This is a genomic window from Amycolatopsis mediterranei (genome assembly GCF_026017845.1).
GTDB lineage: Bacteria > Actinomycetota > Actinomycetes > Mycobacteriales > Pseudonocardiaceae > Amycolatopsis > Amycolatopsis mediterranei.
On sequence record NZ_CP100416.1, the window covers coordinates 8,977,712 to 8,998,356 of the forward strand.

At 71.9% G+C, this 20,645-nt stretch carries 22 protein-coding genes; 11 read left to right on the top strand and 11 right to left on the bottom strand.

Annotated features, from left to right (window positions below):
- Positions 1–239 precede the first annotated feature (239 nt).
- Positions 240–383, top strand: coding sequence for a hypothetical protein (locus ISP_RS40540; protein ID WP_014467699.1), 144 nt, complete (start codon positions 240–242; stop codon positions 381–383).
- A 4-nt stretch (positions 384–387) separates the two neighbouring features.
- On the opposite strand, the gene ISP_RS40545 is transcribed toward ISP_RS40540, so the two are convergent.
- Together ISP_RS40545 and ISP_RS40550 are read right to left on the bottom strand one after the other, a co-directional pair.
- A complete protein-coding gene (locus tag ISP_RS40545) occupies positions 388–1,119 on the bottom strand; it encodes a class I SAM-dependent methyltransferase (protein ID WP_013229587.1) in 732 nt (243 codons plus the stop codon).
- Positions 1,119–2,036, bottom strand: coding sequence for a proteasome assembly chaperone family protein (locus tag ISP_RS40550; protein ID WP_013229588.1), 918 nt, complete (start codon positions 2,034–2,036; stop codon positions 1,119–1,121). The genes ISP_RS40545 and ISP_RS40550 overlap by 1 nt, the downstream gene beginning before the upstream one ends.
- A gap of 173 nt (positions 2,037–2,209) precedes the next feature.
- On the opposite strand from ISP_RS40550, the gene ISP_RS40555 reads away from it, so the two are divergent.
- The 7 genes from ISP_RS40555 (at position 2,210) to ISP_RS40585 (ending at position 7,250) form a co-directional block, all read left to right on the top strand.
- Positions 2,210–2,719: a PH domain-containing protein gene (locus ISP_RS40555; protein ID WP_013229589.1), complete on the top strand. Its 510-nt coding sequence runs from the start codon at positions 2,210–2,212 to the stop codon at positions 2,717–2,719.
- The gene (locus tag ISP_RS40560) at positions 2,716–4,278 is read left to right on the top strand and encodes a PH domain-containing protein (protein WP_013229590.1); all 1,563 of its coding nucleotides are present in this window, start codon (positions 2,716–2,718) and stop codon (positions 4,276–4,278) included. Before ISP_RS40555 ends, ISP_RS40560 begins: the two co-directional genes overlap by 4 nt.
- A gap of 77 nt (positions 4,279–4,355) precedes the next feature.
- Positions 4,356–5,060 (top strand): 3-keto-alpha-glucoside-1,2-lyase-like domain-containing protein, encoded by a 705-nt coding sequence (locus tag ISP_RS40565; protein WP_013229591.1) that lies wholly within the window; start codon positions 4,356–4,358, stop codon positions 5,058–5,060.
- A 122-nt stretch (positions 5,061–5,182) separates the two neighbouring features.
- Positions 5,183–5,968 carry an IclR family transcriptional regulator gene (locus tag ISP_RS40570; protein ID WP_013229592.1) on the top strand — a complete coding sequence of 262 codons (786 nt, stop codon included), beginning with the start codon at positions 5,183–5,185 and terminating at the stop codon, positions 5,966–5,968.
- 31 nt (positions 5,969–5,999) lie between these two features.
- Positions 6,000–6,503 carry a GNAT family N-acetyltransferase gene (locus tag ISP_RS40575; protein WP_013229593.1) on the top strand — a complete coding sequence of 168 codons (504 nt, stop codon included), beginning with the start codon at positions 6,000–6,002 and terminating at the stop codon, positions 6,501–6,503.
- Between the two features lie 133 nt (positions 6,504–6,636).
- Positions 6,637–6,834 carry a hypothetical protein gene (locus tag ISP_RS40580; protein ID WP_004561810.1) on the top strand — a complete coding sequence of 66 codons (198 nt, stop codon included), beginning with the start codon at positions 6,637–6,639 and terminating at the stop codon, positions 6,832–6,834.
- Entirely contained in the window at positions 6,834–7,250 is a 417-nt protein-coding gene (locus ISP_RS40585) for a VOC family protein (protein ID WP_013229594.1), read from the top strand. The genes ISP_RS40580 and ISP_RS40585 overlap by 1 nt, the downstream gene beginning before the upstream one ends.
- Before the next feature lie 216 nt (positions 7,251–7,466).
- On the opposite strand, the gene ISP_RS40590 is transcribed toward ISP_RS40585, so the two are convergent.
- The 3 genes from ISP_RS40590 to ISP_RS40600 form a co-directional block, all read right to left on the bottom strand.
- Positions 7,467–8,735 (bottom strand): aminotransferase family protein, encoded by a 1,269-nt coding sequence (locus tag ISP_RS40590; RefSeq protein ID WP_013229595.1) that lies wholly within the window; start codon positions 8,733–8,735, stop codon positions 7,467–7,469.
- Between the two features lie 93 nt (positions 8,736–8,828).
- Positions 8,829–10,010 (bottom strand): CaiB/BaiF CoA transferase family protein, encoded by a 1,182-nt coding sequence (locus ISP_RS40595; protein ID WP_013229596.1) that lies wholly within the window; start codon positions 10,008–10,010, stop codon positions 8,829–8,831.
- Positions 10,011–10,048: 38 nt separating this feature from the next.
- Positions 10,049–11,035 (bottom strand): DUF5937 family protein, encoded by a 987-nt coding sequence (locus ISP_RS40600; RefSeq protein WP_013229597.1) that lies wholly within the window; start codon positions 11,033–11,035, stop codon positions 10,049–10,051.
- A gap of 118 nt (positions 11,036–11,153) precedes the next feature.
- Between ISP_RS40600 and ISP_RS40605 the strand changes: the two genes are divergently transcribed.
- A complete protein-coding gene (locus ISP_RS40605; protein ID WP_013229598.1) occupies positions 11,154–11,369 on the top strand; it encodes a hypothetical protein in 216 nt (71 codons plus the stop codon).
- On the opposite strand, the gene ISP_RS40610 is transcribed toward ISP_RS40605, so the two are convergent.
- The 6 genes from ISP_RS40610 to ISP_RS40635 form a co-directional block, all read right to left on the bottom strand.
- Positions 11,323–12,036 (bottom strand): GntR family transcriptional regulator, encoded by a 714-nt coding sequence (locus tag ISP_RS40610; protein WP_013229599.1) that lies wholly within the window; start codon positions 12,034–12,036, stop codon positions 11,323–11,325. The two genes, ISP_RS40605 and ISP_RS40610, sit on opposite strands and share 47 nt — an antisense overlap.
- A 4-nt stretch (positions 12,037–12,040) precedes the next feature.
- Positions 12,041–12,826 (bottom strand): SDR family NAD(P)-dependent oxidoreductase, encoded by a 786-nt coding sequence (locus ISP_RS40615; protein ID WP_034284907.1) that lies wholly within the window; start codon positions 12,824–12,826, stop codon positions 12,041–12,043.
- 2 nt (positions 12,827–12,828) lie between these two features.
- A complete protein-coding gene (locus tag ISP_RS40620) occupies positions 12,829–14,529 on the bottom strand; it encodes a hydantoinase B/oxoprolinase family protein (RefSeq protein ID WP_013229601.1) in 1,701 nt (566 codons plus the stop codon).
- A gap of 23 nt (positions 14,530–14,552) precedes the next feature.
- The gene (locus ISP_RS40625; protein ID WP_013229602.1) at positions 14,553–16,574 is read right to left on the bottom strand and encodes a hydantoinase/oxoprolinase family protein; all 2,022 of its coding nucleotides are present in this window, start codon (positions 16,572–16,574) and stop codon (positions 14,553–14,555) included.
- Entirely contained in the window at positions 16,571–18,166 is a 1,596-nt protein-coding gene (locus ISP_RS40630) for a thiamine pyrophosphate-binding protein (protein ID WP_013229603.1), read from the bottom strand. The genes ISP_RS40625 and ISP_RS40630 overlap by 4 nt, the downstream gene beginning before the upstream one ends.
- A gap of 71 nt (positions 18,167–18,237) precedes the next feature.
- Entirely contained in the window at positions 18,238–18,804 is a 567-nt protein-coding gene (locus ISP_RS40635) for an NAD(P)/FAD-dependent oxidoreductase (RefSeq protein WP_013229604.1), read from the bottom strand.
- Positions 18,805–19,075: 271 nt separating this feature from the next.
- On the opposite strand from ISP_RS40635, the gene ISP_RS40640 reads away from it, so the two are divergent.
- Together ISP_RS40640 and pqqA are read left to right on the top strand one after the other, a co-directional pair.
- On the top strand, positions 19,076–20,440 hold the full coding sequence (locus ISP_RS40640; protein WP_013229605.1) for a WS/DGAT/MGAT family O-acyltransferase: 1,365 nt from the start codon (positions 19,076–19,078) through the stop codon (positions 20,438–20,440).
- A 117-nt stretch (positions 20,441–20,557) separates the two neighbouring features.
- On the top strand, positions 20,558–20,644 hold the full coding sequence (gene pqqA, locus ISP_RS40645) for a pyrroloquinoline quinone precursor peptide PqqA (protein ID WP_034284891.1): 87 nt from the start codon (positions 20,558–20,560) through the stop codon (positions 20,642–20,644).
- Position 20,645: the final 1 nt, after the last annotated feature.

Here is a 20,645-nt window from a genome sequence, read left to right on the forward strand (position 1 = left end):
ACCTAGACAATCACATGATCAACGAGGGCCGTGCCCGCCCTGCAACCAGGCCAAAAGACTTTGCCGGAACCCTGCCTGGGAGGGCGGGGAGCCGGCCGGGGCGGGAGTGGTCAGCTCGGACCCGTTGGGCCGGAAGCCCGCGGCGAAGGTCAGCGCGAATCGGCGGTGACCGCCGTGGTGACCCGGCTCGTCGAGGCGGGCCTGGTCGCCAAGCAGCCCCACCCGCGCGAACACGGGCGGTGGTTCGGCGGCTGACGGCGGCGGGCGAGGAAGCGGTGGCGACGATCGAGGAGTTCACCGCGCGGCTGCCGGCCATCCCGGGCCAGGACGAATTCCGGGGCACGTCGAAAGCCGTCGGCAAGCCGGCGCACAGCGAATGGTGAGCTGCTACGCCACGATCAGCCGGAAGCCCGCGTCCCACTCCGGCAGGTCCAGCAGCTCCGCGTGGTCCGCGTGCCAGCGGCCGGACTCCAGGTCCGCCCGCAGCCGGGCCATGCCGCGGGAAACCGCCTCCGGGGCGGTCTGGGCCAGCGCCGAACACGACTGGCGGACCGCGGGGTCGAGGTAGGCCTCCGGCCGGCGCCAGAACGCCGGGAAGACGCCGTCGGTGAAGTCCCACGGCACCGGCAACGGAAGCACCGAAGACGCCCCGAGGAACTCCGCGATCTCCGGCGCCGAAGGCCGCGAACGCTCGAGCGAAGCCACCTCCGGCACGTACTCCCGCACCAGCCAGAAGTCGTTGTGCAGCGCGGTGTCGTAGGCCAGGACGACCTGGCGGCGCGAGACCCGGCGCAGCTCGGCCAGCCCGCGGCGCCAGTCACCCCAGTGGTGCACGGTCAGCACCGCCAGCGCGGCGTCGAACGCCGCAGAACCGAACGGCAGCGCCTCCGCGACCGCCCGCACCACCGGCGCGGCCCCGGGACGACGTTGCCGGATCATCTCCGCCGACGGCTCGACCGCGACGACGTGCCGGGAAGGCGGCTCGTACGAGCCCGTCCCCGAACCGACGTCCAGCACCGAAGCCGCCGAACCCAGCGCCGACAGCACCGGCGTGAGCCAGCGCGGGTCGGTCCGCCTCCCCCGCGCGTAACCGACGCCGATCTCGTCGTAGCGGGTCATCAGCGCTCGGGTCCGTCGCCACCGTTCTGCTCGGCGAGGAACCGCTCGAACTGCGAGCCGAGCTCCTCCGCCGTCGGCATGTGCTCGACCGACTCCGCGAGCAGGCTGCCCCGGTCGGAGGCCTCGATGAACGTGTCGTACTGGCGCTCCAGGGCGCGGACGACGTCGGCGATCTCGTCGGACTCCGCGACCTGCCGGTTGATCTCGGCGTCGGCCAGGTCCGCGGCCGCGCGCAGCTCGCCCTCGGGCAGGCTCAGCCCGGTCGCCCGGCTCAGCGCGTCGAGCACGATCAGCGACGCCGCCGGGTACGTCGACTGGGCGAGGTAGTGCGGCACGTGCGCGGCGAAGCCCATCGCGTCGTGGCCCCACTCGCCGAGCCGGTACTCCAGCAGCGCGGCGAGGCTGCCCGGCACCTGCAGCCGGTTCGGCAGCGGCTGGTTGTCGCCGATGAGGTCCTTGCGAGTCGCGTGCGCGGTGACGCCGAGCGGGCGGGTGTGCGGCGCGCCCATCGGGATGCCGTGGAAGCCGGCGGTCAGCCGGACGCCCCAGCGCTCGATCAGGTTCCGGACCGCCGCGCTGAACCGCTCCCAGTCGTGGTCCGGCTCGGGGCCCGACAGCAGCAGGAACGGGATGCCGTCGGTGTCGTGCAGCAGGTGCACCACCAGCTCGGGCGCGTCGTAGTCCTCCCAGTGGTCGACCGCGTAGGTCATCGTCGGCCGCCGCGAGCGGTAGTCGATGAGCCGGTCGACGTCGAAGCGGGCGACCACCCGGTGCTCGCCGCCGAGCAGGTGCTCGGCCAGCAGACGGCCCGCCGATCCGGCGTCCATGAACCCTTCGAAGTGGTGCAGCAGCACCGCCCCGGTCAGGTCGGGGACGTCCGAGTCCACCTCGTACAGGTCGTCGGGATCGAGTCCCACCGGATCCTCCTGCTCTCCGACACGTGCATCCGTCAAGCACAACACAGCCCGACGGCGATTCCATTCCTCCGACGGTGTCGCCGATCGTAACGCCCCGCTATCGAGACCGGACCGGATCGGCATCGTGACAAGTGTCGTGGGCGCGCAAGTCACCGATCGGGCACGCTTGAGCGGTGAGCGAACACACCACGAACACGGCGTGGCGGCTGCGGCCGCCGGCGCACCGGGTCAGCCGCCGGGCCATCGGCTACTGGACGGTGACCGCCTCGATCCTGTGGATCATCCTGATCGGCGTGCAGACGCTCATCGTGGTGACCAGCGACGATCCCCCGTCGTTCCTGACCGTGACGCTCGCGATCTCCTGCGTGCTCGGTCCCCTCCACCTGATCGTGATGCCCCAGTGGCGCTACCGCGTGCACCGCTGGGAGGTCACCGGCGAGGCCGTCTACACGCAGTCCGGCTGGCTGAAGCAGGAGTGGCGGATCGCGCCGGTCTCGCGGATCCAGACCGTCGACATCGAGCGCGACCCGTTCGAGCAGCTGTTCGGGCTGGCGAAGATCACCGTGACGACGGCGTCCGCGGCGGGCCCGCTGCGCATCGCGGGCCTGGCCCACGACCGCGCGCTCGCGCTGGCCGAAGAGCTGACGAAGACGACCCAGGCCGTGCGCGGGGACGCGACGTGACCCCCACGGAAGCGGCGGAGAGCACCGAACCCGCCGTCACCCCGCCCGCCGAGGGCACCCAGGACGCGCCGTGGCACCACCTCGACCGGCGCATGCTGCTCATCCGGCCCGTGCTCGACCTGGTGAAGTCGCTGCCGGTGCTGCTGGGCGCGCTGCTGTTCGGCCACGGCGAACCGTGGCAGTGGATCGGCCTCGTGTTCACCGCGATCGCCGTGTTCACCGGTGTCTCGCACGTGCTGACCTCGCGCTACCGGATCACCGAGTCGCAGGTCGAGTGGCGCACCGGGCTGCTGCAGCGCAAGCAGCGGGCGATCCCGCGTGACCGGATCCGCACGGTCGACGTCACCTCCGAGCCGAAACACCGGCTGTTCTCCCTGGCCGCCGCGCGGATCGGCACCGGGCGGCACTCGCACGGCAAGGGGCCGGGCAAGGACGAGCTCGTCCTCGACGCCGTCACCACCGCCGAGGCCCAGCGGCTGCGGACGCTCCTGCTGCACCGCAAGACCGAGGCCGTGGCCGCGGCGACGGAGGCCGCCGCGCCGCCGGAGCAGCTGATCGCCGCGGTCGACAAGCGGTGGCTGCGGTACGCGCCGTTCACGCTGTCCGGGCTCGCCGTGGTCGGCGCGGTCGTCGGCACGGTCTACCACTTCGCGCACGAACTGCACTTCGACCCGGTCCAGTTCTCCCTGGTCCAGGCCGTCGTCGGGCACTTCGCCGACACCCCGGTGTGGCTGAGCCTGGTGGTCGCCGCCGTCGGGCTGCTGGTGCTCGTCTCGCTGCTTTCGATCGGCGGCTACGTGCTGTCGTTCTGGAACTTCCGGCTCACCCGCGAGCCCGCCGGCACGCTGCACGTCCGGCGCGGGCTGATCACCACGCGGTCGGTGTCGATCGAGGAGGACCGCCTGCGGGGCGCCGAAATCCGCGAGCCGCTGCCGCTGCGGCTGGCCGGCGGCGCCCGCTGCGTCGCCATCGCCGCCGGCCTGCGGGAAGGCAAGAGCGCGGACAAGGGCGGCAGCCTGCTGCTGCCGCCGGCGCCCCTGGTGCGTACGCATGAAGTCGTCGCCGAGGTGCTGGGCGAGGACCCGGTCGCGACGCCGCTGGTGCGGCACCCGCGCCGGGCGCTGTACCGGCGGCTTTCGCGGGCGGTTCTCGGCGTGCTGCTGCTGGCCGCGGCGCTCTACGGCCTGGCGTGGCTCGGCGCGCTGCCGGACTGGCCGTGGCAGGCCGCGCTCGTGCTGGTGCCGTTCGCCGCGCTCGTCGGCTGGGACCGCTACCGCGGCCTCGGCCACGCGCTCACCGGCCGCTACCTGGTGACGCGGTCGGGTTCGCTGGACCGCGGCACGGCGGCGGTCCGCTGCGACGGGCTGACCGGGATCGTCGTCGAGCGCTCGTACTTCCAGCGCCGGGCCGGCCTGGTCACGCTGATCGCGCCGGTCGCCGCGGGCAAGGGCAAGTACCAGGTGCTCGACGTCGGCGAGGCGGCCGGGCTGGCGCTGGCCGACCGGGCCCTCCCCGGCCTGCTGACGCCGTTCCTCACCGCTGACCGGGACCGCGGTTGACGGTCCACCCGCGCGGCTCCTAACGTGAAAATCCGCCGTCCGAACCCTCGATTCGCGTTCACGAGAGGACGGCAGGAATGTTCCGGAAGCTCTTCGGTGTGCTGGCCGCGGCGATCTTCGTGATGTCGACCGGCGCGGCGGCGCCGGCCGCGGCCGTTGTCGCGGAAAACCCTTACGGCGACCCGAATCTGGTCTCGATGTTCGACGGCACGGACCTCAGCGCGTGGACTTCGTCGAAAACCGGGCTGTGGTCGGCGAAAAACGGCGTCATCCACGGCAATGGCACCGCGCGCGGCTGGTTGTACTACAACAAACAGCAGGTCGGTACGTTTCGGTGGATATTCAATGTCCGGCAGGTCAAGGGCAACCACAAACCGACCGTGCTGATCTGGGGCACCACCGAGCCGATCCGCGACGCGCTGAGCGCCATCCAGTTCCAGCCGCCGAACGGCGGGCACTGGGACTACCGGCCGGGGCACAACGACGGCGGCGGGAAACTGTTCAAGCAGCTGCCGCACACGACCATCGACATCAAGAAGTGGGCGCAGTGCGAGCTGATCGGCGACGCCGCGACCGGGGTGGCGCGGATGGCGTGCTGCCCGCTCACCGGCACGGCCATCACCTGCAAGGGCGTCGAAGTGCTGCAGTTCACCGACAAGACCGCCGGGCGCGTCGGCCCGCTGGCGCTGCAGGTGCACAACTCCGGCATCCAGGACGAGTACCGCGGGCTCTACGTGGAGTCACCCGTGGTGACGAAACCGGGCGAGTTCCTCACGATGTGACCCCCGCCTGCCGGCGATGGCCCCTTTTCCGGGGCCATTGCTGGCCTTCCTTTCACACTACGTGGTAATTTATTCACCCCGTGTGATAGCGAAGGTCGTTTTTGTCTCACCGAGAGGTCACGATGACGCCTGCCGTCAGTACCGTCGACGGTTCCGCCACCACTTCCCCCCGACGCACCCCCGGTGCCAGCAGCTCCCGCAAGGTCCTCCAGCTGCTGCTGGCCTTTTCGGAGCGCCGGTGGGAGGCGAGCGTCGCCGAGCTGGCCGCGACGATCGGCACCCCGGTGGCGACGACCTACCGGTACGTGGCCCTGCTCAAGGAACTCCAGCTGCTCGAGGAGGGCCGGGCCGGGCACTACCACCTGACCAGCCAGGTGATGCCGCTGGCGCGGGCAGCCCAGCTGGCGAACGACATGGTGCGGCTGGCGCGGCCGGCGATGGAGGAGGCGGCCCGGGAACTCGGCGAGACGGTGATGCTGTTCCAGCAGTTCGGCGACTCCGCCGTGTGCGCGGACCGCGTCGAGTGCGACCGCGCCATGCGGTTCACGTTCGAGCCGGGGCATTCGCTGCCGCTCGGGGTCGGCGCGTCCGGGAAGATGCTCCTCGCGCTGCTGCCGGAGATCGAGCGCGACCGGCGGTGGGCGTCGATCGTCGAGCAGCGCGGTACCGGCGTGCGCGACGAACTCAAGCGGGCGCTGGAAAACCGGTACGCGGTCAGCTCCGGTGAGCTCGACGAAGGCGTCTGGGCCTGTTCGGTGCCGGTGCAGACGATCGGCAGGCGGCCCACCGTGCTGAGCATGGCCGGGCCGGCCGCCCGGATCACCGAGGAGACCCGGCACACGGCGATCACCGCCCTGCAGGAGTACGCGATCCGGATCCAGCGGGCGATCGCGTCTTATTCGCTGTGAGAATTCCGCGCGGGCGCGTAGAACTGCCCGGGTGATCCGGCTCGCGCGCCCCGACGACCTGCCCGCGCTCATCGACGTCGAGCGCGAAGCCGGTGCGCTCTTCCGCGACGTCGGCATGGCGGCGATCGCCGACGACGACCCGGGCTCGGTGGCGGAGCTGGCGGTGTACCAGTCCGCCGGCCGTGCGTGGGTGAGCGTGGACGACGACGACCGGCCGGTGGCCTACTTGATCGCGGAAGTCGTCGACGGGTGCGCGCACATCGAGCAGGTCTCGGTCCGGCCGTCGCACGCGCGGCGCGGGCTCGGCAGCGCGCTGATCGAGACGCTCGCCGAATGGGCCGGTTCGCGGGGGCTGACGGCCCTGACGCTGACGACGTTCGAAACCGTGCCGTGGAACGCGCCGTACTACGAGAGGCTGCGGTTCCGGGTCGTCCCGGAGGCGGAAATCGGCGCCGGGCTGCGCTCGATCCGCCGTGCGGAAGCGGCCCGGGGCCTGGACGCCTGGCCACGCGTCGCGATGATCCGACCGCTCTGACCTGCGGTTTCTTTGAGTGCTCCCCTAGTTGGGGGAGAGAGTGGCGCGGCCGGTCGAACATGTGTTCTACTGTGCCTGCCGGTCCCGGAGGGGGAAGCTCCGCGGGCCGGCCCACCAACTTCGGGAGGTAGTCGTGGCGGTCAAGATCACCCACCTGACGAACGGCCAGCAGGTCCGGTTCGCCAACGCCGACGGTGCCCGCCGGTACGCCGAAATCATGGGCGGCGGCGTGGACAAGTGGCGCTTCACGGTCGTGCCCGAGGACCCGATGCTCCGGAAAATGTCGGACTCGGTGGTTAATGTGCCGGTATGGCGCATGACTTCCAGGTAGTGGTGGATTCGGCCGACCCGCACGTGCTCGCCGACTGGTGGGCCGAGACCCTCGGCTGGTCCGTGGAACCGACGGACGGGGACTTCATCCGCGAGATGATCGCGAAGGGGTACGCCACGGAGGACGAGACCCGGACCTACCGGGGTTCGCTGGTCTGGAAAGCGGGAGCGGGGATCCGCCACCCGGACTCGCCACCGGAGGGACCACCACGGCGGATCTTGTTCCAGGAGGTTCCCGAGGCGAAGACGGTGAAGAACCGGGTGCACCTGGATGTCTGGGTGGGCGCGGAGAACGTCGAGGCCACGCTGGAGAAGCTGAAGTCGCGCGGCGCGGAGTTCCTGTGGCGGGGGCGGCAGGGGCCGCACAGCTGGGTGACCATGGCGGATCCGGAGGGGAACGAGTTCTGCATCTCCTGACCGGGCCGGGGCCGGGGGCCGGCAACGGGCTGGGGGCCGCCGGGGCCGGGGCCGGGGCCGGGGCCGGGGCCGGGGCCGGGGCCGGGGCCGGGGCCGGGATGAGGCTAGGTCGACCGGGGGCCGGGGCCGGCGACGGGCTGGGGGGCCGCCGCCGGCGCAAGCGTCATGAATGACTCATTCCTGGCGTCGGATGCCAGGAATGAGTCATTCATGACGTCACACCTGTGCCGCCAGGCGGTCCAGCGCCTTGGGCAGGGCCGCCGACAGCAGGTCCAGCTCCGGCTCGGCCGCCACCAGCGGCGGCGAGACCGCCACCCCACGGCCCAGGTTCCGGACGATCACGCCCTCGTCCCGGCACGCCCGCTGCAGCTTCACCGGGGCTCCCGGGTCCGCGTCCAGCACCTCCGGCGTCAGCTCCACCGCCGCCAGGAAGCCCAACCCGGCCCGGACCTCCGCGACCAGTGCGTGCCCGCTGACGCCCGATACCGCGTCCGCCAGGGGTTTCTCCAGCTCGCGGCCTCGGGGGATCAGCCCGTCGCGCTCGTAGATGTCCAACGTCGCCAAGCCCGCCGCGCAGGCCACCGGGTGGCCCGCGTACGTCGGGCCGTGGCGGAAGACCGGGGCTCCCGGCTCACCCGTGAAGAACGGCTCCGCCACCCGCGGAGCCACCACCAGCGCACCCAGCGGGATGGTCCCGCCCGTGATGCCCTTGGCCGTCGTGATCAGGTCCGGCCGCACCGGCCAGCGATCGATCCCGAACCACGTGCCCAGCCGGCCCCAGGCCGCGATCACGCAGTCCGCCACGAACAGCACCTCGTGCCGGCGGCAGATCGCCGCGACCTCCTCGAGGTAGCCCTCCGGCGGGAGCAGCACGCCGCCCGCTCCGATCACCGGCTCGCAGAAGAACGCCGCCACGCGGGCGGCGCCGACCCGCTGGATCTCCGCCTCCAGCGCCGCCGCGTCGTCGTACGGGACGTGCGAAAACTCCGGTGGCTGCGGGCCGACGCCTGCCGCGTTCGCCGGGATGCCGCCCACCGCCGTGCCGAATCCGTGCGTTCCGTGGTAGCCCTGGGCCCGGCCGATCACGTGCACCTTCTCCGGGCGTCCCGTCTGGGCGAAGTACGCCCGCGCGAGCTTCACCGCCGTGTCGATGACGTCGCCGCCGCCCGAGCCGAAGAACACCTTCGATCCCGGCTCCGGCGCCAATGCCGCGACGCGGTCCGCCAGCTCGATCGCCGGCCGGTTCGCGTTGTAGCCGAACAGGTTCCACGAGTCGAGCTCCCCCAGCTGGCGGGAGACGGCTTCGGTGATCTCCGGGCGGCCGTGGCCGAAGTTCGCGTACCAGAGCGACGCCGTCGCGTCGAAGTACCGGCGGCCCGCGTCGTCCCAGACGTACGAGCCCTCGCCTCGGGTGATGACCATCCGGTCGCCGTCGACCGCGCCCATGTCGGCGAACGGGTGCCACAGGGCGTGCTGTGCTGACATCGGTCCTCCTCACTCCTGCCCCCATCCCTACCAGGCAGGAGCGGCGAGCGCGAACACTCCATCGTGCACAGTTCGCCCCCCGAACATGGCCGGTCAGTCCAGGAACTCCGCGATCTCTTCCGCCGAGTACCCCAGCTCGGCCAGCACTTCCGCGGTGTGCTGACCCAGGGTCGGCGGGGCGGACGTCGGCCGGGCCGGGGTCTCCGACGCCTTCACCGGGAAGCCCGTGCCGACATACGTCCCCACCGTCGGGTGCGGCAGCCGGACCACCTGGTCGCGCGCGGCCGCCCACGGGTCCGCGTAGACGTCGTCGATCTCGTTGATCGGGGCCGCCGGGATGCCCGCCCCGTCGAACGCCTTCATCCACTCCGCCGCCGGGCGGCTCAGGAGCACCGGTTCCAGCAGCGCGTTCAGCTCGTCGCGGTGCGCCGAGCGCGCGGCGTTGGACGCGAACCGCGGATCGGAAGCGATGTCCAGGCCGAGCACCCCGCAGAACGCGTGCCACAGCTTTTCGCTGCCGACCGCGATGATCAGCCAGCCGTCGGCGACGTGGTAGCCCTGGTACGGGACGATGGTCGGGTGCGCCGAGCCCATCCGGCGCGGCCGCGGCGCGTCGTAGAACACAGCGCCCGCTGCGTAGACGTGCCAGGCCAGCTGACTGTCCAAAAGGGACACGTCGAGGTACTGGCCGCGGCCGGTCGTGTGCCGGGCCTGCAACGCCATCAGCACGCCGATGATCGCCCACGTCCCCGCGTTCAGGTCGGCCACCGGCAGCCCGACCTTCGCCGGCGCGCCGTCCGGCTCGCCGGTCAGCGACATCACGCCGCCGAGGGCCTGCGCCACCAGGTCGTACCCCGCGCGGTCGCGGTACGGCCCGGTCTGCCCGAACCCGGTGATCGACACGTGGATCAGGCGCGGGTTGAGCGCGGACAGCGCGTCGTACCCGATGCCCCACTTCTCGAGGGTGCCCGGACGGAAGTTCTCGACGAGCACGTCGGCCTCCGCGACCAGCCGACGCAGGGCTTCGCGCCCGCGGTCGCTCTTGAGGTCGAGCACGATCCCGCGCTTGTTCCGGTTCGCGGCCAGGTAGTAGACGGCCTCGTCGCCGACGAACGGCGGCCCCCAGCCGCGGGTGTCGTCGCCGTGGCCCGGCGGCTCGACCTTCACCACGTCCGCGCCCATTTCGCCGAGGTGCTGGGTGCAGTACGGCCCGGCGAGGATGCGGGAGAGGTCGACGACCTTGATCCCGTCCAGCGGGCGGACAGCAGGGGGCATCGACGGCTCCTCCTCGAGCTCGGGGTCGAGCCCCCTTTCTACCCGGACACGTCCCCTTCGAGGAGCGTGACGGCCTGGGCGGTCCGCCGGTAGAGCACGTACCGCCCGTCCCGGACCTTGCTGACCAGGCCCGCCCGGTGCAACGCGCTCAGGTGGTAGGAGACGGTGCCCGGGCTGTACCCGGTCCGGGCGGCGAGCTCCGTGGTCGACCGCGGGGGTTCGAGGTCGGCCAGCAGCGCCGCCCGGGCCGCGCCGACGACCGGCGCGATCCGGCCCGGCCGGTGGCCGGCGCTCGTGCCGACGCCGTGGGCCGGGTAGCGGAGGACGACCTGGCCGGGGACGTCGATCTGGATGCTGGTGACGGGCCAGCTGAGCACGCCAGGGGCGAGGACCAGCTCCCGGCCGGAGACGTCGGCCTCGCCGTCGAACGGCTTCACGACGGTGATGGCGTCGCCGGCCCAGCCGATGGTGGGGTGCAGGCTGCCGAGCACCCCGCCGACGCCGTACCGGGCGATGGCCTGCGCGCGGTGGGTGATGTCACGGTCGAGGACCGCCTGCAGGCCGGCCCAGTCCTCGGCCAGCGCGTCCCGCCAGAACCGGGCGAGGCCGTTGGCCAAGCGTCGCGGCATCGTCCCCGCCTCCACGCTCCGCCGGGCGGTGAGCGGCACCGGCCGGGGCCAGTGGACCTGCGTGTGGGCCAGCACCTGGGTTTCGACCTCGGCCTGCGTGGTCGCCTCGATCCGCGCGATCTGCTCGTCGAGCAGCTCCCGGTGCCGGGTCGCCGTGCCGGGCTGCGGGGTGAGCAGGTCGGGGGTGTAGACCTCGCCGGGGCGCGGCAGCAGGTCCAGGAGCAGGGCGACGTCCGGGTGGGAAAGCGCCGCGCGGGCGAGCGGGCCGGGATCGCCGAACACCGGGTGCCGTGCGGCGTCGGCGGCGAGCTTCAGCCAGGCGAGGGACTCCGCCGCCAGCGACGGGGAAAACCGTGTTCTGGCCACCGTCTCGGTGTCGACCCGCAGCTTGAACACTCACCGACGGTAGCAGCCGAAGCGGCGGATTTGAACCGGCTCGAATCCTTTCCGGTCGGGGGTTGTCCCCGGGTTGAGTGGGGTGGTGTGCTTCCGACGTGCGGGGACCGTTGTCGCCGTGACCGCCGTGCTGCTCGCCTCGGCACCGGCCGCCACGGCCGGACCCGCCGGTGCGCCCGCCACCGGCTACCGCGCGTGTTCCGTCCTCCGCACGATCGCCTGGCACAGCTGGGTGGCCGGCGCCGACGGGCGGTACCACCTCGTCACGATCCGCAGGCCGTACGCCTTCAGCGTGGTGTTCCCGGTGGTGCGGTTCCCGGCGCCGGTGCACTGAGCTCCAGCAGCCGGGCTTCGGCGTCACGCAGGTAGCGGTCCAGCGCGGCCTCGGCGGCGGCGAACCGGCCGCGGCGCAGGTCGCGCAGGATCTTTTCGTGGCAGTCCAGGAACGGCTCGTAGAACTCGCGCGTGTTCTCGTTCAGCACGAAGAACAACCGCGTCTCGGCGAGCACCTGGCGCATCGTCGCGGACAGCCGCTCGCTGCCCGCCAGGTCGGCGAGGGCCTGGTGGAAGTGGATGCTGGCGGTGCCGACCGACGGCCAGTCCTCGGCCGCCGCCGCCGTCCGGCCGTCCCGCAGCGCCTGCTCGACCACCGAAAGATCCACTGTGGACAGCTCGGCCGCGCGGCGCAGGGCACCGCATTCGGTCGCGCGGCGCACGACGTAGAGGTCCTCGATGTCCTCCGTCGTCAGCTCGCGCACGAACACGCCGCGGTTCAGCTCGTGCACCGCCAGCCGCTCGTGGGCGAGCAGCTGGAACGATTCGCGCAGCGTGTTGCGCGAGACGCCGAGCGCCGAGCTGATCACCGGCTCGGACAGCCGTTCACCGGGGGCGAAGACTCCGTCGGTGATGTACTGGCGCAGGATCGCGGCGACCCGCTCGGCCGTGCCGCTGCGCTCGAGCAGGTGCCGCGCGCTCTCCAGTCCCGAGGCATCGACGGTCACGGCACTACCTGACGCCGAGTTCGAAGTCGAGGCTGTACCGGTTGCCCGGCATCGCCCCCGCGGCCTTCGCGCCGTCGATCGGCAGCACGACGCCGTTGACGAACCGGGACTCGTCGCTCGCCAGGAACACCACGGCCTTCGCGACCTCCCAGGCCTCGCCGACCCGCGCCGCGGGCGTGCTCGCGACCAGCTGGTGCTGCTTGGCCTCGAAGTCTTCCGGCGACGCGAGGGTGCTGCGCAGCATGTCGGTGTCGATCGCGCCGGGGTTCACCGTGTTGGCCCGGATGCCCTGGTGGGCGTGGGCGACGGCGAGGGACTTCGTGAGCCCGACCAGCGCGTGCTTGGTGGCGTTGTACACCGGGTCGCCGGGACGGCCCATCACGCCGCCGTTCGACGACGTCGTGATGATGCTGCCCGCCTTTTGTTCGATCATGTGCGGCAGCACAGCGCGGGTGCCGAGGAAGGCGGCCCGCACGTTGAGCGCGAAGATGTGGTCGAACTCGGCCAGCGTCGTGTCCACAAGGGACTTGCCGAGGTGGATGCCGACGTTGTTGAACAGCACGTCGATGCGGCCGGTCTCGGCGACCACCCCGTCGACGAACGCCGCCACGGCGTCCTCGTCGGTGGCGTCCACTATGGAATGGCGGTAGCCGTCGAGTGCTTCCGCGGGCTCGCGGATGTCGGAGGCGAAGACCGTCGCACCCTCGGCGAGGAACTCCTTCACCGTGGCGAGGCCGATGCCCCGCGCGCCGCCGAAGACCACCGCAACCTTGCCGGCCAACCGACCCATGTTCACTGCCCTGCTCTCAGTCGTGCTGTCTGCTCTTCGTCCACCGCGTAGTCTTCGGGCAGCCGAACCAGCGCGTCCGGGTCCCCGAGGTAACGCACTTCGACGCCGTACACCTCGCGCGCCGCTTCCCTCGAGACGTAACCCTCGACGACGTCGGCGAGCACCGCCGCCACCGGCCGTGCGGACGGCGGCCCGTACCCGCCGCCACCGGGCAGCGTGACGTCCACAACGGACTCGGCGGCCAGCGGCACGCGGCTCTTGGCGGGCAGATCCACCCCGGCGCGCAGGCCGAACCGGCCGGGCGCACCGGGCCCCCCACCGTCCACCCCGGACGCGGCGGCGCGGACCCGGTCGACGTTCCCGTTGACGCTCCAGGAAGTCACGTCGAGTACGCCCATCGTGGTCACCTGTCCGAGGCCGCCGCGGAACCGGCCGGCGCCACCGGAGTCCACGCGCAGTTCCCGCGCGTGCTGGACCAGCGGCGCCATGGTTTCGATCACCTCGGTCGGCGTCGACCGCAGGCCGCTCGGGAACCCGGTGGTGGACAGGCCGTCCTTGTTCGAGCGCGCACCCGTGCCGCCGGTCTGGAAGACGTTCAGCATGAACCCCGGACCGCGCCAGATGGTCATCCACAGCGCGTCCGCGCTCGGCGCGATCGCCGTGCCGGGCAGCGCGCCGATCAGCAGCGACGGCAGGAAGTGCCCGATCAGGTGCCGGGACGCGACCGGCGCCGGAGGCAGGCAGTTCAGCACCGAGCCTTCGGGCGCGGTGACGTGCACCGGCCGGAACGACCCGGCGTTGTGCGGCACCTCCGGCGAGATCGCCGCCTTGACCGCGAACGACGCATAAGCCCGCGTGTAATTCAAAACCACGTTGATCCCCCGGCGGCTTTGTGGCGAGGAACCGGCGAAGTCGAGGTGGATCTCGTCACCGGCCACAGTGGCCGTGACGCGCAGGACGATCTCTTCGTCGTCGAAGCCGTCGGTGCCGATTTCGTTGGTGTACGTGCCGTCGGGCAGCGCCTGCAGCGCGTCGCGCAACGCCCGCTCCGAGCGGTCCATGAGCTCGGCGGCGACTTCGTCCAGGCTCTCGAGGCCGAGTTCGTCCAGCAGCCGCAGCAGGCTCGCCGCGCCGACCTCGTTGCCGGCGACCTGCGCGTACAGGTCGCCGATGGTCTCTTCCGGTGTCCGGACGTTCGCCCGGATCAGCCGTTCCAGGTCGGCGTTGACCTCGCCCGCGCGCAGGAACTTCAGGATCGGCAGGCGCAGGCCCTCTTCGAAGACCTCGTGGGCCTCGGCGGACACCAGCCGCCCGCCGATGTCCGGCGCGTGGCAGCACGAGGCGAACCACGCGACCAGCCGGCCGTTCCGGAACACCGGGGTCGCCACCGTGATGTCGTTGAGCTGGCCCGCAGTCTGCCACGGGTCGTTGGTGAGCAGCACATCGCCGGGTTCGAGGGTCTCCGGCGGGTAGGCCGCGACGAAGTGGTGCATGCCGGTCGCCATCGCGTTGATGTGCCCCGGCGTCCCGCCGACGGACTGGCCGATCATCTCGCCGCGCGAGTCGAACACCGCGCAGGCGAGGTCGAACGACTCACGCACGACCGCGGAGAAGGCCGTGTTGACCAGCGCGTTCTGCTGCTCGGCGAGGATCGAGTGCAGGCGGTTGCCGAACAGCCCGACGACGATGGGGTCAATGCCCATCGCCGCACGTGCGTCGCCGGGGCTCACACCGTCACCGCCAAGGCGCCGTCGGACCGGACGACGCCGTGCGCGCCGGGCGGCACGACCACCGTGGACTCGCGTTCCTCCACGATGGCCGGTCCGTCGACGCGGGTTCCGGGCGCCAGCAGGTACCGGTCGAACACCGCCGTGTCGACAAATCCACCCGCCGCCGGGAAGTACGCCCGGCGAGTCCCCTTGCGCGCGTCGCCCCCGGTGCCGTGCGCCGTCAGCCGCAAGGTGACCTCCGGCTTCGGACCGCTCGAGACGACCCGCCAGTTCAGCACCTCGACGCCGACCTCGGGTCCGGTGCGCCGGTAGAGCGCGCGGTAGGTGCGGGTGAACTCGTCGAGCAGCGTTGCGGGCCATGGCCCGTCGTGGACCGGGACGCGGATCTCGTAGCCTTGCCCGGCGTAGCGCATCTCGGCGACGCGGTGGTGCGTCACGTCGTCCACCCCGGACTTCGCCAGCAGCGCCGCGCCCTCGGCTTCCATCTCGGCGAACAGCGCGTCGGCCTGCTCCCACGCCAGGTCGTGGACGGCCGCGCGAGCCGACCGGACGAAGTCGAACGCCAGCGGCGCGGTGAGGAACCCGGCCGCGCTCAGCACCCCGGCGGCCGGCGGCGCGACGACCGAAGGCGCCCCGAGCGCCCGCGCGACGCCGGCGCCGTGCACCGGGCCCGCCCCGCCGAAGGTGTACATCGGCAGCTTCGCCGGGTCGTGACCGCGCTCCACGGCGTGCACCCGCGCGGCGTTGGCCATGTCGTCGTTGACGCTCGTGTGGATGCCCCAGGCGGCCTCTTCGACGCTCACCCCGAGCGGATCGGCGATCTTTTCGCGGAGCACCGCTCTGGCGGCCTCGGCGTCCAGGCGCATGCCGCCGCCGAGGAAGTAGGCCGGGTCGAGGTAGCCGAGCACGAGGTCGGCGTCGGTGACCGTGGGCTCGGCGCCGCCGCGGCCGTAGCAGACCGGGCCGGGCTCGGAGGCTGCCGAATCGGGGCCGACGGTGAGCAGGCCCAGCGCGTCGATCCGGGCGATCGAGCCACCGCCGACGCCGATCTCGATCATGTCCGTGACCGGCACCCGCACCGGCAGCCCCGAGCCGGGCAGCAGCCGGTACTTGCGGTCCACTTCGAACTGGTGCGTCACCAGCGGTGCGCCGCCCGCGATCAGGCACAGCTTCGCCGTGGTGCCGCCCATGTCGAAAGCGAGCAGGTCGCCGGGCCCGGCCGCCGCCGCGGCCAGTGCACCGCCCGCCGGGCCGGACTCGAGGATGCGGATCGGGTGCCGGGCCGCGGTGTCCACTGTGGCCAGTCCGCCGTTGGACAGCATGATGTGCGGCGCGCGGCGGATCCCCAGCCGGCGCAGCCGCTGTTCGAGGTCGCGCAGGTACCGTTCGGTGAGGTCCTGGACGTAGACGTTGGCGACCGTCGTCGAGGCTCGCTCGAACTCGCGGATCTCGGGGACGACGTCGGAAGACAGCGCCACCCGCAGCGAGGGTGCGACCTCGGCGAGGATCTCGGCCACCCGGCGTTCGTGCGCCGGGTTCGTGAAGGCGTGCAGGAAGCAGACCGCGACGGCCTCGATCCCGCGGTCGGCCAGTTCCCGGCCGAGCCGGCCGACGTACCGCTCGTCGAGTCCGGTGTGGACGGACCCGTCGGCGAGGATCCGCTCCGGGACGTCGAACCGCAGGTGCCGGGGCACGAGCGGCGCGGGCAGTTCCAGGTGCAGGTCATAGAGCTCGTACCGGTGCTCACGGCGCATCTCCAGCACGTCGCGGAAGCCGGCGGTGGCCAGCAGCGCGGTGCGCGAGCCGGTGCGCTCGATCAGGGCGTTCGTGACCAGGGTCGTCCCGTGCACCACCTGCTCGACGGCGCCGAGGTCCGGGAGCAGCGCGGCCAGGCCCTCCTCGACCGCGCGGGCCGGCTCGTCGTGCGTGGTCAGAACCTTGCCGACGGCGACGATCCCGGTCGCGTCCACCGCGCAGAGATCGGTGAACGTGCCACCGATGTCGACGCCGATCCTCATGTCCGGTACCACCGCGGCGAGGTGTTGAGCGGCGGCTTCAGCTTGGCCTTCACCACCAGCACGTTCGGCTCGTCCGACTCGACGAACTCGCCGAGCAGCCGCCGGAACGCCCGGCCGAAGCCGGAGACGCGGTCGGCGTGCACCCCGAACGACCGGGCCAGGCCGACGAAGTCGGGGCTGTCCCAATCGACCCCGCGGTGCGGCAGGCCCTCGCGGTCCTGGTCGTAGCGGAGCATGCCGTACCCGCCGTCGTCGACCAAGACGACCGTGACCGGCAGCTGCTCCTGCGCGAGCGTCGCCAGATCTCCGCAGGCGTAGAGGAAACCGCCGTCGCCGGTGATGCAGATGGCGCGCCCGGTGCCGGCCGCGGCGGCGCCGAGCGACGCCGGGAAGCCGTAGCCGAGGGTGCCCCAGCCCATCGGGTAGGCGAGCTTGCGCGGCGCCCGCACCCGGTGGAAGCCGCCGACCCAGTACCCGGCGACGCACATGTCCGAGACCAGCACGGCGTCCGTCGGCAGCACCTCGTCCAAAGTGGACAGGAAGTCGTAGGCCTGCGGTTCCTCGTCGCGGATCCGCTGGCGCACGCGCCGTCCGATGCCGGCCAGCCGCAGCGTGATGTCGTCGAGCCCGGACCGCTGCTTCGGCAGCAGCCGCTCGACGATCGAGCGCGCGTCCCCGACGAGCGTCAGGTCGGGCTGGTAGTTCTTGGCGGCGTCGTCGGCGTCGACGTTGATCGCGATCAGCTGCGGCGGCTTGGGCATCCGCCAGTTCTGCGTCATCAGGCCGTCGAAGTCGGTGCCGATGGCGAGCACGACGTCGGCTTCGTCCCACAGCTCGCCGACCTCCGGCGTGTGCACCGGGTTCGGCGCCAGGCACGGGTGGTCGAGCGGGAGCAGCCCGCGGGCGGCGAACGTGGTGATCACCGGCGCGGCGATCTTTTCGGCGAGGGCGCCGATCGCGTCACCCGCGCCCGACCGCAGCGCGCCACCACCGGCCCAGATCAGCGGGTGCCGCGCGTCGGACAGCATCGCCTCGGCCCGCGCGAGGTCGGGGACGTCGACGTCGGGCTTGCGGTGCGGCGCGGGCGGACGCCGGTGCGGGACGCTCTCGCGCAGGTAGTCGGTGGGCACGCCGAGGTAGACCGGGCCGCTCTGCGGCAGCTGGGCGAGCCGGGCGGCGCGGTGGACGGTGGTGCCGATCTGGTCGGCGGCCCGCACGGTGAAGCCGCCCTTGGTGACCGGCGCGAACATCGCCTGCTGATCGGAGGTCTCGTGCAGCACGCCGCGGACGACGCCGGGCCGCCGCAGCGTCGAGGGGATGTCGGTGGCGATGACCAGCACCGGGGCCGCGGAGGCCATGGCCTCGCCGACCGCGCCGAGGGTGTTCGCCGCGCCGGGGCCGGTGGTGACCAGCGCGACGCCGAGCTTGCCGGTGGCGCGGGCGTACCCGTCGGCGGCGTACCCGGCGGTCTGTTCGTGGCGGACCCCGACGAGCTTGATGCGGGTTTCACCGAGCGCCTCCCACAGTGGCAGGTTGTGCACCCCCGGAAGGCCGAAGACGATCTCCGTTCCGAGCGCTTCCAGCGCGTCCACCAGCTCCCGAGCACCACTCACAGCCACGACCCGGATACTGCCAGATCGTTGAACGATCTGGCAATCGGCCCCTAGACGATGTTGTGTTCCGCCGGTGCGGTATCGACGGTTTCGAACCGGCGGACGTCGAGCTCGGCGATGTCCACCGCCGGCCGTCGTCGCAGGTAGAGGTCCCGGATCAGCTCGCCGGTGGCCGGGCCCAGCTGGAAGCCGTGTCCCGAGAAGCCGGTCGCGTAGAAGAACCGCGACAGCAGGACGCTTTCCCCGATGATCTGGTTGCGGTCCGGCGTCATTTCGTACAACCCGGCCCAGGCCGTCCGGACGCCGTCGGTCTCCACCAGCGGGAGCACCTTCTTCGCTTCGCCGGGGTCGAGCAGGTGGCTGCGGACGCCGTACTCGCGCTGCAACTCGGCGCAGGGTTCGAACGCGGGCACATCGGCCGGGTCGGTGACGAGGTAGAGGTAGCCGTCGCGGCGGAAGTCGATCTCGGTGCCGAAGTCCCGCGAGAAAGTGCGGTACGCGGCCGGCCCGCGCAGGCCGAGCTCGACGTTCACGCGGCTGGTGAACGACGACCGGATGCCGCCCGCGGCCTTCGCCGTCGAGCCGCCGCCCAGCGCGCCGCGCTCGAGGAGCAGCACGCCGCAATTTTTCGGGGGTTCCGGGTGGCGGAGCCCCCGGCCCGGGGCGAAGCTCCGGTTGTCACAGCGCCGGCTTCGGCGAGCCGGAACGCGCAGCTGACGCCGATCACCCCACCGCCGATCACGACGCAGCCTGCCGTCGCTGGCAAGCACGTTTCCCCGGCGCCGCGGGTGGTCACACTCGCCAGAGTAGCGCCAGAGTAGAACGTGATCCACCGGCGGCCGCCGAGCGCGTAGAGTCGGCGTGCCGAGCTGGAGAAGGTGATGTCCCATGGCGATGATGCCCGTGACCGATTCGATGTTCCTCCTCGTCGAAACGCGCGAGCATCCGATGCACGTGGGCGGTCTGCAGCTGTTCAAGAAACCCGAGGGCGCCGGCGACGACTACCTCCGCGATGTCCGGAGCAGCCTCCTCGAATCGGACAACCTCCGCTCGGTGTTCCGGCGCCGCCCGGCCCGTCCGGTCAACACGATGGGGCACGTGGCTTGGGCGAACGACACCGAGCTCGAACTCGACTACCACTTCCGGCACTCGGCGCTGCCGCGGCCGGGCCGCGTCCGCGAGTTGCTGGAGCTGACCTCACGCTGGCACAGCACCCTGCTCGACCGGCACCGGCCGCTCTGGGAGACCCACCTCATCGAGGGGCTCGACGACGGCCGGTTCGCCGTCTACACCAAGGTCCACCACGCGCTGATGGACGGCGTTTCGGCGTTGCGCCAGCTGCAGGGCACGCTGTCGGACGATCCCTCGGACATGGACTGCCCGCCGTGGTGGGGCAGCCGGCGCAAGCCCGGCGAAGAACGCGTGAAGCGCCCGCGGTCGTTCCTGCAGACCGCGGGCAAGACGGCCAACCAGCTGGCGAGCCTGGCGCCCGCCGCGATGAAGGTCGCGCGGGAGGCGTTCGGCGAACACACCCTGACGCTGCCGGGGCAGGCGCCGAAGACGATGCTCAACGTGCCGATCGGCGGCGCGCGGCGGTTCGCGGCGCAGAAGTGGCCGCTGGACCGCGTCCGCCAGGTGGCGACCGCGGCCGGGGTCTCGCGCAACGACGTCGTGCTCGCGATGTGCTCGGGCGCGCTGCGGGACTACCTCATCGAACAGCGCGCGCTGCCGGACGCGCCGCTCATCGCGATGGTGCCGGTGTCGCTGCGGCGCCAGAACGACCCCGGCGAGGCGGCGGGCAACAACATCGGCGCGCTGCTGTGCAACCTGGCCACCGACCTGCCGGACGCGGGCAAGCGGCTCGTCACGATCCACCAGTCGATGCGCAACGGCAAGCGGCTGTTCTCGGAGCTGACGCCGGTGCAGACGCTGCTGCTCTCGGCGGTGAACGTCGCCCAGCTCGGCGTCTCGCCGATCCCGGGCGTCGTCAAGAACACGCGGCCGCCGTTCAACCTGGTGATCTCGAACGTCCCCGGCCCGCGCAAGCAGATGTACTGGAACGGCGCCCACCTCGACGGCATCTACCCGGCGTCGGTGCTGCTCGACGGCCAGGCCGTGAACATCACGCTGACCAGCAACGGCGACCACCTCGACTTCGGCGTCACCGGCTGCCGCCGCAGCGTCCCGCACCTGCAGCGGATCTTGACACACCTCGACACGGCCTTGGTGGAACTCGAAGCTGCGGTAAGGTAGCCCGCTCACCGACACGTCGGCTCCCCCATCGGAAGGAATCTTTCCGAACTGGCTGGTCAGCCTGCTCCGCGCGCTCCTAGGGTGGCGACGATCAGCCCCGGAGAGAAGGAGCAGGACATGATCGAGGAGTGGACGACCCCGGACTTCGTCGAGTACGAAACCCCGATGGAGGTCACCGCCTACGCGGCCCGCATGGCGGACTGAC

Excerpts from the sequence above, each read along its gene's own strand:
- ISP_RS40545 (WP_013229587.1), bottom strand. The coding sequence starts at position 1,119 with ATGACCCGCTACGACGAGATCGGCGTCGGTTACGCGCGGGGGAGGCGG.
- ISP_RS40565 (WP_013229591.1), top strand. The coding sequence starts at position 4,356 with ATGTTCCGGAAGCTCTTCGGTGTGCTGGCCGCGGCGATCTTCGTGATG.
- ISP_RS40570 (WP_013229592.1), top strand. The coding sequence starts at position 5,183 with ATGACGCCTGCCGTCAGTACCGTCGACGGTTCCGCCACCACTTCCCCC.
- ISP_RS40590 (WP_013229595.1), bottom strand. The coding sequence starts at position 8,735 with ATGTCAGCACAGCACGCCCTGTGGCACCCGTTCGCCGACATGGGCGCG.
- ISP_RS40595 (WP_013229596.1), bottom strand. The coding sequence starts at position 10,010 with ATGCCCCCTGCTGTCCGCCCGCTGGACGGGATCAAGGTCGTCGACCTC.
- ISP_RS40615 (WP_034284907.1), bottom strand. The coding sequence starts at position 12,826 with ATGGGTCGGTTGGCCGGCAAGGTTGCGGTGGTCTTCGGCGGCGCGCGG.
- ISP_RS40620 (WP_013229601.1), bottom strand. The coding sequence starts at position 14,529 with ATGGGCATTGACCCCATCGTCGTCGGGCTGTTCGGCAACCGCCTGCAC.
- ISP_RS40625 (WP_013229602.1), bottom strand. The coding sequence starts at position 16,574 with ATGAGGATCGGCGTCGACATCGGTGGCACGTTCACCGATCTCTGCGCG.
- ISP_RS40640 (WP_013229605.1), top strand. The coding sequence starts at position 19,076 with ATGGCGATGATGCCCGTGACCGATTCGATGTTCCTCCTCGTCGAAACG.
- pqqA (WP_034284891.1), top strand. The coding sequence starts at position 20,558 with ATGATCGAGGAGTGGACGACCCCGGACTTCGTCGAGTACGAAACCCCG.